This window comes from Rhizobium rhododendri (assembly GCF_007000325.2).
Taxonomy (GTDB): domain Bacteria; phylum Pseudomonadota; class Alphaproteobacteria; order Rhizobiales; family Rhizobiaceae; genus Rhizobium; species Rhizobium rhododendri.
Window position 1 is genome coordinate 2,573,129 of sequence record NZ_CP117267.1, and the last position, 14,430, is coordinate 2,587,558.

12 protein-coding genes are annotated in these 14,430 nt (G+C 60.3%); 6 read left to right on the plus strand and 6 right to left on the minus strand.

Going from position 1 to position 14,430, the window contains the following annotated elements:
* Positions 1-296: 296 nt before the first annotated feature.
* Complete coding sequence (locus PR018_RS12460) at positions 297-584, plus strand: hypothetical protein (RefSeq protein ID WP_142830428.1); 288 nt, start codon at positions 297-299, stop codon at positions 582-584.
* Positions 559-1,218, plus strand: coding sequence for a nucleotidyl transferase AbiEii/AbiGii toxin family protein (locus tag PR018_RS12465; RefSeq protein ID WP_142830427.1), 660 nt, complete (start codon positions 559-561; stop codon positions 1,216-1,218). Before PR018_RS12460 ends, PR018_RS12465 begins: the two co-directional genes overlap by 26 nt.
* Before the next feature lie 41 nt (positions 1,219-1,259).
* On the opposite strand, the gene xylA is transcribed toward PR018_RS12465, so the two are convergent.
* From xylA to PR018_RS12495, 6 genes are all read right to left on the minus strand, one after another.
* On the minus strand, positions 1,260-2,570 hold the full coding sequence (gene xylA, locus PR018_RS12470) for a xylose isomerase (RefSeq protein ID WP_142830425.1): 1,311 nt from the start codon (positions 2,568-2,570) through the stop codon (positions 1,260-1,262).
* A gap of 156 nt (positions 2,571-2,726) precedes the next feature.
* On the minus strand, positions 2,727-4,181 hold the full coding sequence (gene xylB, locus PR018_RS12475) for a xylulokinase (RefSeq protein WP_142830423.1): 1,455 nt from the start codon (positions 4,179-4,181) through the stop codon (positions 2,727-2,729).
* Positions 4,182-4,205: 24 nt separating this feature from the next.
* The gene (locus PR018_RS12480) at positions 4,206-5,231 is read right to left on the minus strand and encodes a LacI family DNA-binding transcriptional regulator (protein WP_142830421.1); all 1,026 of its coding nucleotides are present in this window, start codon (positions 5,229-5,231) and stop codon (positions 4,206-4,208) included.
* A gap of 108 nt (positions 5,232-5,339) precedes the next feature.
* Positions 5,340-6,347 carry an alpha/beta fold hydrolase gene (locus PR018_RS12485; protein WP_142830419.1) on the minus strand — a complete coding sequence of 336 codons (1,008 nt, stop codon included), beginning with the start codon at positions 6,345-6,347 and terminating at the stop codon, positions 5,340-5,342.
* A 132-nt stretch (positions 6,348-6,479) separates the two neighbouring features.
* Entirely contained in the window at positions 6,480-8,078 is a 1,599-nt protein-coding gene (locus tag PR018_RS12490) for a DHA2 family efflux MFS transporter permease subunit (RefSeq protein WP_142830417.1), read from the minus strand.
* 16 nt (positions 8,079-8,094) lie between these two features.
* Positions 8,095-9,315: an HlyD family secretion protein gene (locus PR018_RS12495; protein ID WP_142830415.1), complete on the minus strand. Its 1,221-nt coding sequence runs from the start codon at positions 9,313-9,315 to the stop codon at positions 8,095-8,097.
* Between the two features lie 131 nt (positions 9,316-9,446).
* On the opposite strand from PR018_RS12495, the gene PR018_RS12500 reads away from it, so the two are divergent.
* From PR018_RS12500 to lysS, 4 genes are all read left to right on the plus strand, one after another.
* Entirely contained in the window at positions 9,447-10,142 is a 696-nt protein-coding gene (locus PR018_RS12500) for a TetR/AcrR family transcriptional regulator (protein WP_142830413.1), read from the plus strand.
* 96 nt (positions 10,143-10,238) lie between these two features.
* Positions 10,239-10,985, plus strand: coding sequence for a TerC family protein (locus tag PR018_RS12505; protein WP_142830411.1), 747 nt, complete (start codon positions 10,239-10,241; stop codon positions 10,983-10,985).
* A 261-nt stretch (positions 10,986-11,246) separates the two neighbouring features.
* Complete coding sequence (gene gltX / locus PR018_RS12510; protein ID WP_142830409.1) at positions 11,247-12,704, plus strand: glutamate--tRNA ligase; 1,458 nt, start codon at positions 11,247-11,249, stop codon at positions 12,702-12,704.
* Positions 12,705-12,905: 201 nt separating this feature from the next.
* Positions 12,906-14,402: a lysine--tRNA ligase gene (gene lysS / locus PR018_RS12515; RefSeq protein WP_142830405.1), complete on the plus strand. Its 1,497-nt coding sequence runs from the start codon at positions 12,906-12,908 to the stop codon at positions 14,400-14,402.
* Positions 14,403-14,430 lie beyond the last annotated feature (28 nt).

Genomic DNA, 14,430 nt, shown 5'->3' on the forward strand with positions numbered 1-14,430 from the left:
GCGTCCTCTGCCGCCACTGCCACCCCTGCGGCGCATAAACCTTCGGCCCCGCAAAGGGCGACAAGGCTCACGCCATCGTCCTCAAGAACTCTCTCCACCCCGGCACTCCTCCAAGCAAGAGGCTAGCGTATATGATGAGGTACGTAAAGCAGTGGGCGAATGTTTTTTATGGATTACAAACAGGACGTGCATGATGAGACGGGCGATGCCGGCTTGATGACTTCTCGCGCCAACTGCTTTATACTTATCCTATGAGCGAAGGCACTCGGACAAATTTCGTACCAGATCGCAGCGATATGGCTCTCGATGCACTGGTGCTTGGGACCGTCAACGCTCCTTATCGACGCTCTGTGTCCTCCACCGAATTGGTTTCAGTTCTTGCCACCGGCAAAATAGACAGCTGGCTCGTGCACATCTCGACGTTTTTCACCGACGTTCGCCCGGATCTGGTGATCGACTTCGCTGATGCCCACGGCATCGGGCATTCCCAACTGCAATTGATGTACGCCCTCGTTAAAGGTGCGACTGGGGAAGCGAGCAAGGAGATGGAGGAAGCCCTTGTCGAACTGGCACAGCCTGCTTGATCGTGCCATCCGTGGACTTGAATCCCTACCGCAAATAACGGTTACTCAGGAGGATTGGACGCTCGGCGGAGGCACCGCCCTGATGCTTCAACTACAACACCGGCTGTCCAAAGACATCGACATCTTCTTCCACGATGCCCAGTATCTGACATTCCTTTCACCCCGCGTCGGAGGCGAAGAAATTTGGGGAGCCGATGCCTATGACGAAGCGGCGCACTATGTGAAATTGATCTACGCGGAAGGCGAGATCGACTTCATCATATCCTCAAATATTACCAACATTTTACCGCACAGGATGAGCGTGGAGGGCGACATAAACGCCGGAATTGCGGCCTACGTTATTCCCATCGAGCATCCCGTAGAGATCGCCCTCAAGAAGCTGTGGCATAGGGGACCGGAACTTAAAATCAGGGACGTTTTCGATATCGCTGTCGTCGCAGAACATCATGAGGCGCTCCTGGTTGCCAATCTTCACCATGTCAAATCGAAAAAGAATGCGATTGTCAGCCGCTTGAGCAATATCGACGGCAATTTCTTTCGCGCATCCATGGAAGAGTTGGACATTCTGCCTGCCTACGCCAGCACTGCGAAATCAGCATTGGCAACAGTGCGCACGATTTTGGATCGTATTTAACGAGCGTCTCCCCGCAACCAGCGGAGAGACGCCCCCAACCATCAAACGTAACGGTTGACGATGTTTTCCAGCAGTTCCTGCTTGCCTGAACGAGGCTGCGGGTTGATATCGTTCCCTTCCACCCATTTGGCGATGTCGTCGAGCGCGTATTCGCCGCGCAGCAGCTTCTGGGGCTCGGCGGCATTCCAGCCGGCGTAGCGGTCGTCGAGCGGCTTGGACAAAGCCTTGTCCTCGATCATCTTGGCTGCCGCCTTCAGGCCGCGCGCGCAGCAATCCATGCCGCCGATATGGCCGATCAGCAGGTCTTCCGCATCCAGCGACTGGCGACGCAGCTTGGAATCGAAGTTCGTGCCGCCCGTGGTGAAACCGCCGCCGGACAGGACCTGATAATAGGCCAGCGTCATTTCCGGCACGTTGTTCGGGAACTGGTCGGTGTCCCAGCCGGACTGGTAGTCGTTGCGGTTCATGTCGATGGAGCCGAAAACGCCGAGTGCGTTCGCAAGCGCCAGTTCGTGCTCGAAGGAATGACCGGCGAGGATGGCGTGGCCCTGCTCGATGTTGAGCTTCACCTCGTTCTCGAGGCCGTATCTCTTGAGGAAGCCATAGACCGTCGCGACGTCGTAGTCGTACTGGTGCTTGGTCGGCTCCTGCGGCTTAGGCTCGATGAGGATGGTGCCCTTGTAACCGATCTTGTGCTTGTACTCGACGACGAGGTTCAGGAAGCGGCCCATCTGATCGAGTTCGCGCTTGAGGTCGGTGTTGAGCAGCGTCTCGTAGCCCTCGCGACCGCCCCACAGGACGTAGTTCTCGCCGCCGAGCTTCTGCGTCGCGTCGAGGCAGGTCTTCACCGTGGCCGCAGCAAAAGCGAAGACGTCCGGATCGGGATTGGTTGCAGCGCCGCTCATGTAACGGCGGTGGGAGAACATGTTGGCCGTGCCCCAGAGAAGCTTGACGCCCGTATCGGCCTGCTTCTGCGCAAAGTGGTCGACGATCTCGTTGAGGTTCTTGGTGTTCTCGGCAAAGTTATTGCCTTCCGGCCGGACGTCGGCGTCGTGGAAGCAATAATAGGGAGCGCCGAGCAGGGTGAAGAATTCGAAGGCGACATCGGCCTTCAGCTTGGCAGCTTCCATGGTGTCGCTAAACCACGGGCGCAAAAACGTCTGGCCGCCGAAGGGGTCGCCGCCTGGCCAGGTGAACGTGTGCCAGTAGGCAACGGCAAAGCGGAGATGGTCCTCCATCCGCTTGCCCAGCAGCATCTCGTCCTTGTTGTAGTGCCGGAAGGCCAGCGGATTAGTGCTGTCGGGGCCCTCGTATTTTACCTTCTGGATATCTCCGAAAAATCCTGTGGTCATGGGTATTTCCTCCTTGGTTGGTCTGGTGTTGGTTCTGTGGCTCCCCCTCATCCGGCCCTTCGGGCCACCTTCTCCCCGAGGGGAGAAGGAAAGACGAGGCCTCCGCAGTTTCCCCCTCTCCCCTCGGGGAGAGGGTAGGGTGAGGGGGTTTTGTTGCTAATGCGCCAGCGACTTGATCGCCGGATAGAGCGCCCGGTAACGCCCGTAAGCCTCCTCGTAGGCACCAGCGAAGGCGGATACGGGCTCGATCGTCCCGGCCGTCGCCGGCGGCGTGCAGACGGCAACCGGATCGGCCCCCGTGGCCGCAATCAGCCCGAGCCGGGCAGCACCGAAGGCCGCGCCGAAATCGCCGTCGGCCGGCAGGTCGACGGGCACGCCGAGCGCGGTGGCGATCGAGGCCAGCCAGTAGCGAGAGCGCGAGCCGCCGCCGATAGCGGTGACGCGGGAGATTTGGGTGCCGGCAGAACGCAGCGCCTCGAGGCTGTCACGGATGGCGAAGGATACCCCTTCGAGCACGGCTTGGGTCAGCACGACGCGGCTGCTCTCGTGGCCAAGGCCGATGAAGGCGCCACGGATCGCGGCATCGTTATGCGGCGTGCGCTCGCCGGAAAGATACGGGAGAAATGTTACGCCCGACGGCGCCTTCAGCGTATCGCCGAGTTCGCCGGTGAGGTCAGCCGGCGACTTACCGGTGATCTCGGAATGCCAGTTGAGCGCATCGGTGGCCGACAGGATGACGCCCATCTGGTGCCAGGTGTTGGGAAGCGCATGGCAGAAGGCATGCACGGCGCTCTCCGGCTTCGGCAGATAGGAGCCGTTGGCGGCAAACAGCACGCCGGAAGTCCCGAGCGACACAAAGGCTGCGCCATCGCTGACGGTTCCCATGCCGCAGGCCGAAGCCGCATTGTCGCCTGCCCCGCCGGCCAGGACGACGTCGCCGGACATGCCCCACTTCGCCGCCAGTTCGCCACGAAGTTTGCCGCCAACCTCGGTGCCTTCGACCAGTTGCGGCATCTGCGCTTCGGTAAGGCCGGTGGCGGCCAGCAATTCAGCCGACCACTTGCGCTTGCCAGTATCGAGCCAGGATGTGCCCGCCGAGTCCGACATTTCCGAGATGTGTTCGCCGGTCAGCCAGAGGCGGAGGTAATCCTTGGGAAGCAGCACGTGGGCCACCTTGGCGAAGATTTCCGGCTCGTGCCTGGCAACCCAGGCGAGCTTGGGCGCGGTGAAGCCCGGGAAGACGATGTTACCTGTCAGTGCGCGAAAACGCGGATCGGCGTCGAGCGCGGCCGCCTCGACATGGCTGCGCGTGTCGTTCCAGAGGATGCAGGGGCGCAGCACCTTGTCGGCAGCGTCCAGCAGCGTCGCGCCATGCATCTGACCGGAAAGGCCGATGCCGCGCACCGCAGAAAGCTCGTTCGGATGAGAAGCCTTGAGGCCCGCAATCGCCTCCTCCGTGGCACGCACCCAATGCGCCGGATCCTGCTCTGACCAGCCGGGATGCGGCCGCGAAACGTCAAGCGCGCCATTGGCGGAGCCGACGATCTTCTGATCGCCGTCGATCAGCATGGCTTTGACGCCGGAAGTGCCGAGATCGAGACCGAGATACATGTGGTTTACTCCTGTTGCCGCCCCTCAGGGCAGATTGTCTTTCAAGAAAATATCGAGCCGGATGCGCTCCTGGGCCGCGATGACAGCCAGCCCGTCGGCCTTGGCCTTGAGCACGCGGACAGCGCTGCGAACCTCATGGCCTGCATCCTGGTTAAGCACCACGTCGATCAGCCCATCCTGCAGGGCCTCGCGGGTGTAATCGGTCAACTCGTGCGCAACGACTGTCAGAGCCTTGCCTGCAGCCCGCGCCCGCAAGGCTCTGATCAGGCCGCGGTTGCCGGCGCCAATACTATAGATGCCGATCACGTCTGGATTGTCCGCCAGTGCTTTCGTGACAAGCCCGTTCACCGTCTCCGGATCGTCGAGCCCCTCCAGCACCGGCAGCAGCGTCAGGGCGGAAAACTCCTGCTCCATCATCGCCGAAAAGCCCTCGAGCCGTTCGCGATGGTCCCGTACCAGCAGCGAACCTGCGAGCACGAGGACTTCCCCCTTCCGTCCGCCGAGAAACCGGCCGAGCAAGCGCGCCGCCGTCCGCCCTGCCGCGATGTTGTCGATGCCGGCGTAATGATGACGTGCGGAACCGGTCAGGTCGGAAACCAGCGTCACCACGGGAATTTTCGCTTGTACCAGCCTTTCAACGGCATCCCGGACTTCGGGCGCATCGACGGCAACGAGCGCCACGCCGGCAATATCGGCGCCGGCAAGGCTGTCCAGCGCCGCCACCAACGCTGCGGGGTCGAAAGCCTTGACCTCGATGATGCGGATAGAGCACCGCTCCGATCCCGCGCGTGAAATTGCCTGCCGCGCCTCGGCGTGCAAGCTGTGCATGAAGGAATTATCGCTGGCCGGAAGGATGAAGACGAGCGGATAGAGGCGACCCTTGGCCAGATTGGCGGCCGCCATGTCGCGCACATAGCCGATATCGTTGATGACCGCTTCGACCCGCTGCCGAGTGACGCTGCGCACGCCGGCACGCTGGTTAAGCACCCGGTCCACGGTCGCAAGGCTAACGCCCGCTGCAGCGGCGATATCGTGAACGGTTGGCCTCATGTCTCCTCCTTCGAAGACACTTAGCGCCAAATCTGACGTACGTAAATCAGATTTTTCAAGGCGAAGGCTTTCGACGCAAGCTTGCCGCCGAAAGACCGGGCTCAGACGTTATTTTTCGCGGTCGTTGGCGATCCCCGCCTCGACCCGCCGGGCGATAGCCGAGAGATCGCGCTTCTCGCCGCCGAGGGTCTCGATAGCACCCACCGCGACGTCGCTCGCCACGTAGTCGGATTTGTGACCCATATTGTGGATTGAGATCAGTCGGGCGCCGCTTATGGCTTTTGCCAGTTGTCCTGCGTGGATTGTGGGCGAGACGACACTGTCGGTATCGCCTGTTATGATGATGGTAGGCTTTTCTATCTCGGGGTAGCGCGGCGATGTCTTGGCGGTCCAGTCCTTGAGATTGGCAACATCGACGGCGTTGTTGTGAAAAGAACCGGGACGGATCGCCATCAGCGCGTGGGTTTTCGCCACATAGTCCGCAGGCGCGACGTTCGGCGCAAAAACGCCCTTCACTGCACTGTCGATCATCACCACGCCGGCTGGCGGTGCGATTAACGTCGAAAACAGCCAGCCCGTCACGGGCGTCGAGGCCGCGCGATAATACCAGGCGATGCCGCCCGGCCAGGGATAGACGGCGGGCGAGAGAAAGACCAGGCCGATGACCTTGTCGGGGTGACGCAGCGCAAAGCTGGCAACCACGGCACCACCGAAGGAATGGCCCACGATGATCGCCTTCCTTATCCCCCGTTTATCCATGACAGCGGCTATGGCATCCGCCTGACCATCAGGATAGGCGTTTTCCGCACCGCCACGGTCCGAGCGTCCGTAGCCGGGGCGATCGACGAACAGCAGATCCGCCCGGCCCTCCAGCTTGCCACGAAACGACAGCATCGGGTCGAACAGGTTGGCGCTGGCACCATGGACGAAGACGACCGGCGGCAGGTCGGGATGACTGGCGCGCAGGTAGACGCTGTTCATCCTGTAGCCACCGACATCGATCAACTCCTGCGGCACGGAATCTGCAGTCGCCGAGGTCGCGCAGGAAGCTCCGCAAGCGAACAGTGCGAGAAGCACGAGTGCCCGCCTGATGGTGCAGAAAGTCGTTTTGAGCATGTAAACGGGGTCCGGCATGGAGGAACGAATGAAATGTCGATACGTCGCCGACGGCGCGCCGGTTCACCGGCCGGCACGAAAACGCCGCCAGACAGATACGTCGTGGCGGCGAAAAGGTTTCGGTCGAAGTTGCTAGTGGCCGCCGGCCGGCGCACCCTTGGGTGGCGGCTTCGGCTTGCTGATCATCGCAACGCCGATCAGCATGAGCGTGAACAGCACCGTCAGGATCATGAACACGTCGCTGAACGACATCACCATCGCCTGCTTGGTGGTCAGGTTGACCATCGTGCGTACGGCGACATTCGAACCGTCCATCCCGTGAGCATTGTAGTTGGCGGCCATGCTGTTCAGCTGATCGACGGCAACCGGATTACCCCAGTTGATATTTTCGCGCAGGCGCATGTAGTGCAGGTCCTGCCGGGTGGTCAGCACCGTGTTGATGATCGCAAGGCCAACGGCACCGCCGAGATTTCTCGTCAGGTTGAACAGGCCCGAAGCGCCGCGCATGCGCTCCGGAGCCATCGTCCCCAGCGCGATATTGTTGATCGGCACCATGCACAGCATCAGACCCACACCGCGCAGGATCTGCGGGATGAGCAACTCCCAGAAATCCCAGTCGGTGGTAATCGACGTCATGATCCATGTGCCGGCTGCAAAGAAGATAAACCCGGCCGCCATGATAATCCGCGGATCGAGCTTGCTCGACAGCATGCCGGCGACCGGCGCCGTACAGAACATCGCGAGGCCGGAGACAAACATGGTCTCGCCGATCATCAGCGAATCGTAGCCGCGTATGCGACCGAGATAGAGCGGATAGACGTAGGTCAGGCCATATAGCCCGATGCCCATGACGAAGGAAAATACCGAGCCGAAGGAAAAGTTCTTGTTGGCGAAAGCCTTCAGATCGACAATCGGAAAGGACGCTGTAAAGGCCCGGAAAAAGAATATTACCCCGCCTATCGCCGAAGCAATGGCGGCGATGACGATGTAGCCGTCGTTGAACCAGTCGTTGGTGTTACCTTCCTCGAGCACATACTCCAGCGCACCGAGAAAAACGGCCATGCCCAACAAGCCCCACCAGTCGAACTTCTTCATCAGCGACAGCTCAGGCTTGTCGAAGTCGATGAAATTCCATGTGACGAGCGTCACGAGAATACCGGGGCCGATGTTGATCAGAAACAGCCAGTGCCAGGAGAAGGCATCGCTGAGATAGCCGCCGACCGTCGGTCCGATGGTCGGTGCCAACGTGGCGATCAAGCCGATGATCGGCGATATGACATTGCGCTTTGATGGCGGAAAGATGGTAAAGGCGGCAGCAAACACGGACGGGATCATGCCCCCGCCGATAAAGCCCTGCATCGCCCGATAAACGATCATCTGGTCGATATTGGTCGCAGTGGCGCAGAGAGCGCTGGATGCGGTAAAGCCGGCAGCGCAGATGGCGAAGAGATAACGGGTGGAGATGATCCGTGCCAGCGTGCCCGACAACGGGATCATGATGACTTCGGCTATCAGGTAGGCAGTCTGCACCCAGGCGATTTCATCGGAACCGGCACTGAGGCCGGCCTGAATTTCAGCCAGCGATGCCGACACCACCTGGATGTCGAGGATCGACATGAACATGCCGAGCACCATCGCGATGAATGCGATCATCCGGCGCGGATCTACGCGCTCCGAATCGGGAGCGGCAGAACCGGCAGCCGGTCCTGCAGTGGGTGTTGCGGCAGCCATGGATGCTCTCCGAGCGTTACTTGTTTGACTGCGGCGCAGTGCGCGTATCGACGTCGACGACGACGCTGAGGCCGGCACGCAGGCGACCGCTGTCGAGTGCTTCCTGCGGCAGGGCGATGCGGACCGGCACGCGCTGGATCACCTTGGTAAAGTTGCCCGTCGCATTTTCAGGCGGCAGCAGCGAGAAGACCGAGCCGGATGCCGGCGCGATAGACTCGACGATACCGACAATCGGCTCGTCGCTATAGGCATCGACATGCACCTCGACCTTGGAGCCCGGAACGACGTGCTGGAGCTGGGTCTCCTTGAAGTTGGCGTCGATGTAGAGCTTGCGGGTCGGGACGATGGACATAAGGCGCGTTGTTGAAGACACGTAATCGCCTTCCTGGACCGAGCGGTTACCCACGATGCCATCATAGGGGGCCTTGAGGACCGTGAAGCTCAGGTCGCGGGCGGCCTTGTCCCGCGAGATTTCGAGTGTCCGGACCGTGCCTTCAGCCTGCCTGCGCTGCGCCTGCAGCAAGGCAATATTCGCCTGTGCCGAGGCAATATTGGCATCGCCGGCGACGAGGTTGGCGTTGGCCTGGTCGAGCGCGATATTGGCGGAGTCGACGTTGGCGGCGGTGCCAGCAGACTTCGATTCCAGCTGGGTCGCGCGGCTCTGGGTGATCTGCGCGCCACGCACCGTTGCCTGCAGCGCCACCTTCTGGGCCTGCGCCTGGGCAAGCGAGGCCTGCGCCCCTACGATTTGCGCGTCGATGGTCTGCAATGCCAGCTTCTCTGTATCAACCTGCGCCTGCGCCTGGTCGAGTGCGTTCTGGTAATCGCCGTCGTCCAGTGTCAGCAGTACATCGCCAGCCTTGACCTGCTGGTTGGCAACCACGTCGACCTTGGCGACATAGCCGGCAACCTTGGGCGAGATGACCGCCATGTCACCGCCGATATAGGCATCGTCGGTCGACACCATGAAACGTCCGGTCGTCCACCAGTTATACCCGTACCAGCCACCGCCGATCAGCGCGATCACGACGATGATCGGAAGGACGAAGCTGCGGCGCTTTTTGCCGGCTTTTGGCGGATCGACTGTCGTTGTAGCCGAGGGCTCAGCTGGCGCAGGGGTGCTGCGTGCTTCGGCCGCTGCCGGCTCCGCTTGCACAGCCGGGTCAGACTGGGCAGAATTGGCGTCTGCGGGTTCGCTTACAATGCGTGCAACATTGTTCTTCTGAATGGACGACATGTAGAGAGCACCAGATTTTTACGGAATTTGTCGAACCGAACGGTTCGGTTCAGTTGACATAGAGCGTTTAACACATCATATCAAGTCATACCGAACCAATCGGTTCGATTTGGTTAAAGAATCTTCGTTGAATGACAGTGTCTGACAATATAACGGTCAAAAACAATTTGGCGCCTGAGGATAACTCTTCTTCGGCAGGCGGTCGCTGGGCGGCTGGCGAAGATCCGACGAAGCGCGAGCAGATCCTGGATGGCGCCCATCGCGTCTTCATGCGGCTCGGCTTCGACGCCTCGAGCATGAACGATGTAACGCGCGAAGCTGGCGTTTCAAAGGGCACGCTCTACGTTTATTTTGCCAACAAGGAAGAGCTGTTCACCGCAATCATCGAGCGGCAGCGTGCTACATTCATCGCCACGATGCGCATGGCTCTGGCGGAGCATGACGATCTCGAAGGGGGCCTCTACGACTTCGGCGTCACGTTCGTGCGGCATATGACCGACGAAAAGGTCATCACGGCGATGCGCACGGTGCTGGGTGTCCGCGAAAGAATGCCTGTCCTCTGCAAGCGGTTCTTCAAGGGACCAGAAAATCTGCGCACTGTCCTGCAGGACTTTCTGCTGCGGCACATGGCGGATGGCAAGCTGGAGATAGACGATCTCGACCTCGCGGCCGGGCAGTTTCTCGATCTTTCCAGCGGCACTTTCTTCAAACTTCGCCTGTTCGGAAGCATGGATGAGCCCCCTGAACAAGCGGAAATCGAGCGTGTGATCAATGGCGCGGTGAAAACCTTCCTCGCCGCCTATGGAAAGTCTTCAAAGCCTTCGTAAACCAAGGCGCCCTCGCGGCGCTTGCGCTCGAACTTCCAGTTCCTACATTAGCCCGGGTATTTTTCGCCGGTTTAGTCAATGTGGGGAACACGATCGATGCAGACACTGATGCCATTGCTACAGGATCCAAGCGCCTGGGTGGCGCTCGTCACACTCGTAGTGATGGAGGTGGTTCTCGGCATCGACAACCTGATCTTCATCTCGATTCTCACCAACAAGCTGCCACCTGAAAACCGCGACAAGGCCCGCAAGATCGGTATCGGCCTGGCTTTGATCATGCGCCTTGCGCTGCTGGGCACGGTCGCCTGGATCGTGCGCCTGACGGAACCGGTCTTCGATATCATGGGCCATGGCTTTTCCTGGAAGGACATCATCCTGATTGCCGGTGGCCTGTTCCTCCTGTGGAAGGCCACGAAGGAAATCCATCACAGCGTTGATCCCGTCGATCAGAACGGCGATTTCATCGCAAAGTCGACCACGACGGGCTTTGCCGCTGCCATCGGCCAGATCCTTCTGCTCGACCTCGTCTTCTCCGTTGACAGCATCATCACCGCCGTCGGCATGACGCCGCACATTCCGATCATGTTCGTGGCCGTCATCACCGCGGTCCTGGTCATGCTGCTGGCTGCAGCGCCGCTTGCCAACTTCATCGAGAAGAACCCTTCGATCGTCATGCTGGCGCTCGCCTTCCTGCTGATGATCGGCACCACCCTTATCGCCGACGGCATGGGCTTCCATGTACCGAAGGGCTACATCTACACCGCGATGGCATTTTCCGCCCTGGTGGAGATTCTCAACATGATGGTGCGCAACCGCAGGGAAAAATCCAAGACCCGGCACTGAGCCTACGGACCTTCCCGCAATAGACCGGCTCGGCGCTCGAAAGACTGCCGATCCGTCAGGCCAGCATGCCGCTCTGGCGCACCGGAAATCGGCGGTTTTTCTTGACCTCGACGGTTGAATATGTCCTAAGGCCAGCCAGACGGAAAATGGCTGGCCTGGCAGTGTTTTTGGCGCTGTTTTGAGGCTGTTTCCGAAACTCCGATCCGTGGCGCCGGCCAGTGCCCCGTCTGGATCTCCCGCACGTCATTACGGATAGACATCATGACCACTTCAGGCGTCCGCGTCCGCATCGCACCCTCCCCGACCGGCGAGCCCCATGTCGGCACGGCCTACATTGCGCTGTTCAACTATCTCTTTGCCAAGAAACACGGTGGCGAGTTCATCCTGCGCATCGAGGATACCGACGCTACCCGTTCGACGCCGGAATTCGAGACTAAGGTTCTGGATGCGTTGAAGTGGTGCGGGCTGGAATGGTCGGAAGGCCCTGACGTCGGCGGACCCTATGGGCCTTACCGCCAAAGTGACCGCAAGGACATGTACCAGCCCTACGCCGAGGAGCTTTTGCGCAAGGGCCACGCATTCCGCTGCTTCTGCACGCCGGAGCGCCTGACGGCAATGCGCGAAGCCCAGCGCGCAGCCGGCAAGCCGCCGAAATATGACGGTCACTGCCTTAACCTGTCCGCCGAGGAGGTAACCTCGCGCGTTGCATCGGGCGAAGCCTCCGTGGTGCGGATGAAAATCCCGACGGAAGGCTCCTGCGACTTCCACGACGGCGTCTATGGCGATGTCAGCATTCCGTGGGACAGTGTCGACATGCAGGTGCTGATGAAGGCCGACAACATGCCGACCTATCATATGGCAAACGTCATCGACGACCATCTGATGAAGATCACCCACGTCGCGCGCGGCGAGGAATGGTTGGCGTCCGTGCCGAAACACATACTGCTCTACCGCTATTTCGAGTGGGACCAGCCGGTGTTCATGCATCTCTCCCTGATGAGGAATGCCGACAAGTCGAAGCTGTCGAAGCGCAAGAACCCCACCTCGATTTCCTACTACACGGCACTCGGCTATATCCCGGAAGCGCTGATGAACTTTCTCGGCCTGTTTTTTATGCAGATCGGCGAAGGCGAGGAACTGCTCGATATCGAACAACTGGCTGCCAACTTCGATCCAGAGAACCTGTCCAAGGCCGGCGCCATCTTCGACATCCAGAAGCTGGACTGGCTGAACGGCCGCTGGCTGCGCGAGAAAATGTCGGAAGAGGAATTCAGCCGGCGCGTGCTCACCTGGGCGATGGAAAACAACCGCCTGCAGGACGGCCTGAAGCTGTCGCAGTCGCGCATCACCAAGCTCGGCGAGCTGCCGGACCTGATGGGCTTCCTGTTGAAATCCGATCTGCACCTCGATGCATCGGCCTTCGCCAAGATCAAATCGACGCCTGAAGAGCTGCTGGAAATCTTCAACACGGTGCAGCCGGATCTCGAAAAGATCCTCGAATGGAATGTCGAGTCCATCGAGGCCGAGCTGCGTGCCATCGCCGATCGCATGGGCAAGAAGCTGAAGGTCATCCTGGCGCCGCTCTTCGTTGCCATGTCCGGCTCGTCACGCTCGCTGCCGCTGTTCGACAGCATGTCGATCCTCGGCCGCTCCGTCGTGCGCCAGCGCCTGAAGCTCGCAGCCACTGTGGTGGCGACGATGGCCGGCAGCGGGAAATGAATGTGCTGGGAGGAGACACCTGTGTGTGTCCTCCCTCATTCCTGTGCTTGTCACAGGAATCCAGCCACGGCGCGTCTGCGCTGTGAGAGAATGAACGAACCATCCCACGTCCAAGGACTTGGACGTACTGGATTCCTGTGACAAGCACAGGAATGAGGGATACCGAAAGCAAAGCGCGCCCCGGCTACAGGAAATAGAACAATGTCCGACAACAAGACCGAAACTGCCCTGTCCTCCGATGCGACCGAAGTGCGCGCCCAGAAGCTGAAGCTGCTGCGCGAACAGGTGGGCGATGTCTATCCGGCGCATTTCCACCGGACCATGACGAACACCGAGCTGGCGGAGAAGTACAAGGACCTGGAGATCGACGTCGAAACGACCGACACGGTCACGGTCGCCGGTCGCGTCTACTCCTCGCGCAATTCCGGCATGTTCATGGACATCCATGACGCCGGCGGCAAGATCCAGATTTTCAGCCACAAGGACACCACGCCGGAAGAAGCCCGCGCCCTGCTGCCGATGATCGATATCGGCGACATCATCGGCGTGACCGGCGTCGTGCGTCGTACCAAGCGCGGCGAGCTGACGATCTCGGCCCGCGAGATCACCATGCTAACCAAGTCGTTGCTGCCGATGCCGGAAAAGTGGCATGGCCTGTCCGACATCGAGACCCGCTACCGCAAGCGTCACCTCGATATCATGACTAACGAGGACAGCAAGCTGCGCTTCCAGCAGCGCTCGAAGATTGTCTCCGGCATCCGCCGTTTCATGGAAAATGACGGCTTCATGGAAGTCGAGACGCCGATGCTGCATTCGGTCTATGGCGGCGCCACGGCCGAGCCCTTCAAGACCCACCACAACACACTGAAGCTCGACATGTACCTGCGCATCGCGCCGGAACTGTTCCTGAAGCGCACGCTGGTTTCAGGCCTGACCGACAAGGTCTTCGAGATCAACCGCAACTTCCGCAACGAAGGCGTCTCCACCCGGCACAATCCGGAATTCACGATGATGGAGTGCTATTGGGCCTATGCCGACTACGAGGACATCATGGACCTCGTCGAGCGGCTGTTCGAGACACTCGCCCTGTCCATCCACGGGACGACCGAGTTTGCCTTCGGCGACAAGCAGATCTCCTTCAAGGGCCCGTTCAAGCGCGTGCCCATGCCGGACGCCGTCAAGGAGGCCACTGGCATCGACTTCCTCGCCATGAAGACCGACGAGGAAGCCCGCAGCGCCGCCAAGGTTGCCGGCTTCGCCGTCGAGAAGGACTGGACCTGGGGCGAGTGCCTGGCTTTCATCTTCGAGGAGAAGGTCGAGGGCACACTGATCCAGCCAAGCCACGTCACCCATTTCCCGAAGGACATCTCGCCCTTCGCCAAGGAAGTGCCGGGCGAGCCGCGCCTTGTCGAGCGTTTCGAGACCTATTGCAACGCCTGGGAACTGGGCAACGCCTTCTCGGAACTGAACGATCCGGAAGAGCAGCGCAAGCGCATGGTCGAGCAGCTCGAGCAGGCCCATGCCCGCGGCGAAAAGGACAAACAACTGGACGACGAGTTCCTGGACGCAATCGACCAGGGCATGCCTCCGGCCGGTGGCCTCGGCATCGGCGTCGACCGCCTGATCATGCTTTTGACCAACGCCCCGTCGATCCGCGACATCATCCTCTTCCCGGCTCGCCGCGCCAAGGCTGACTAGATAACGCATATGTCGAAGCGCAGGGGGG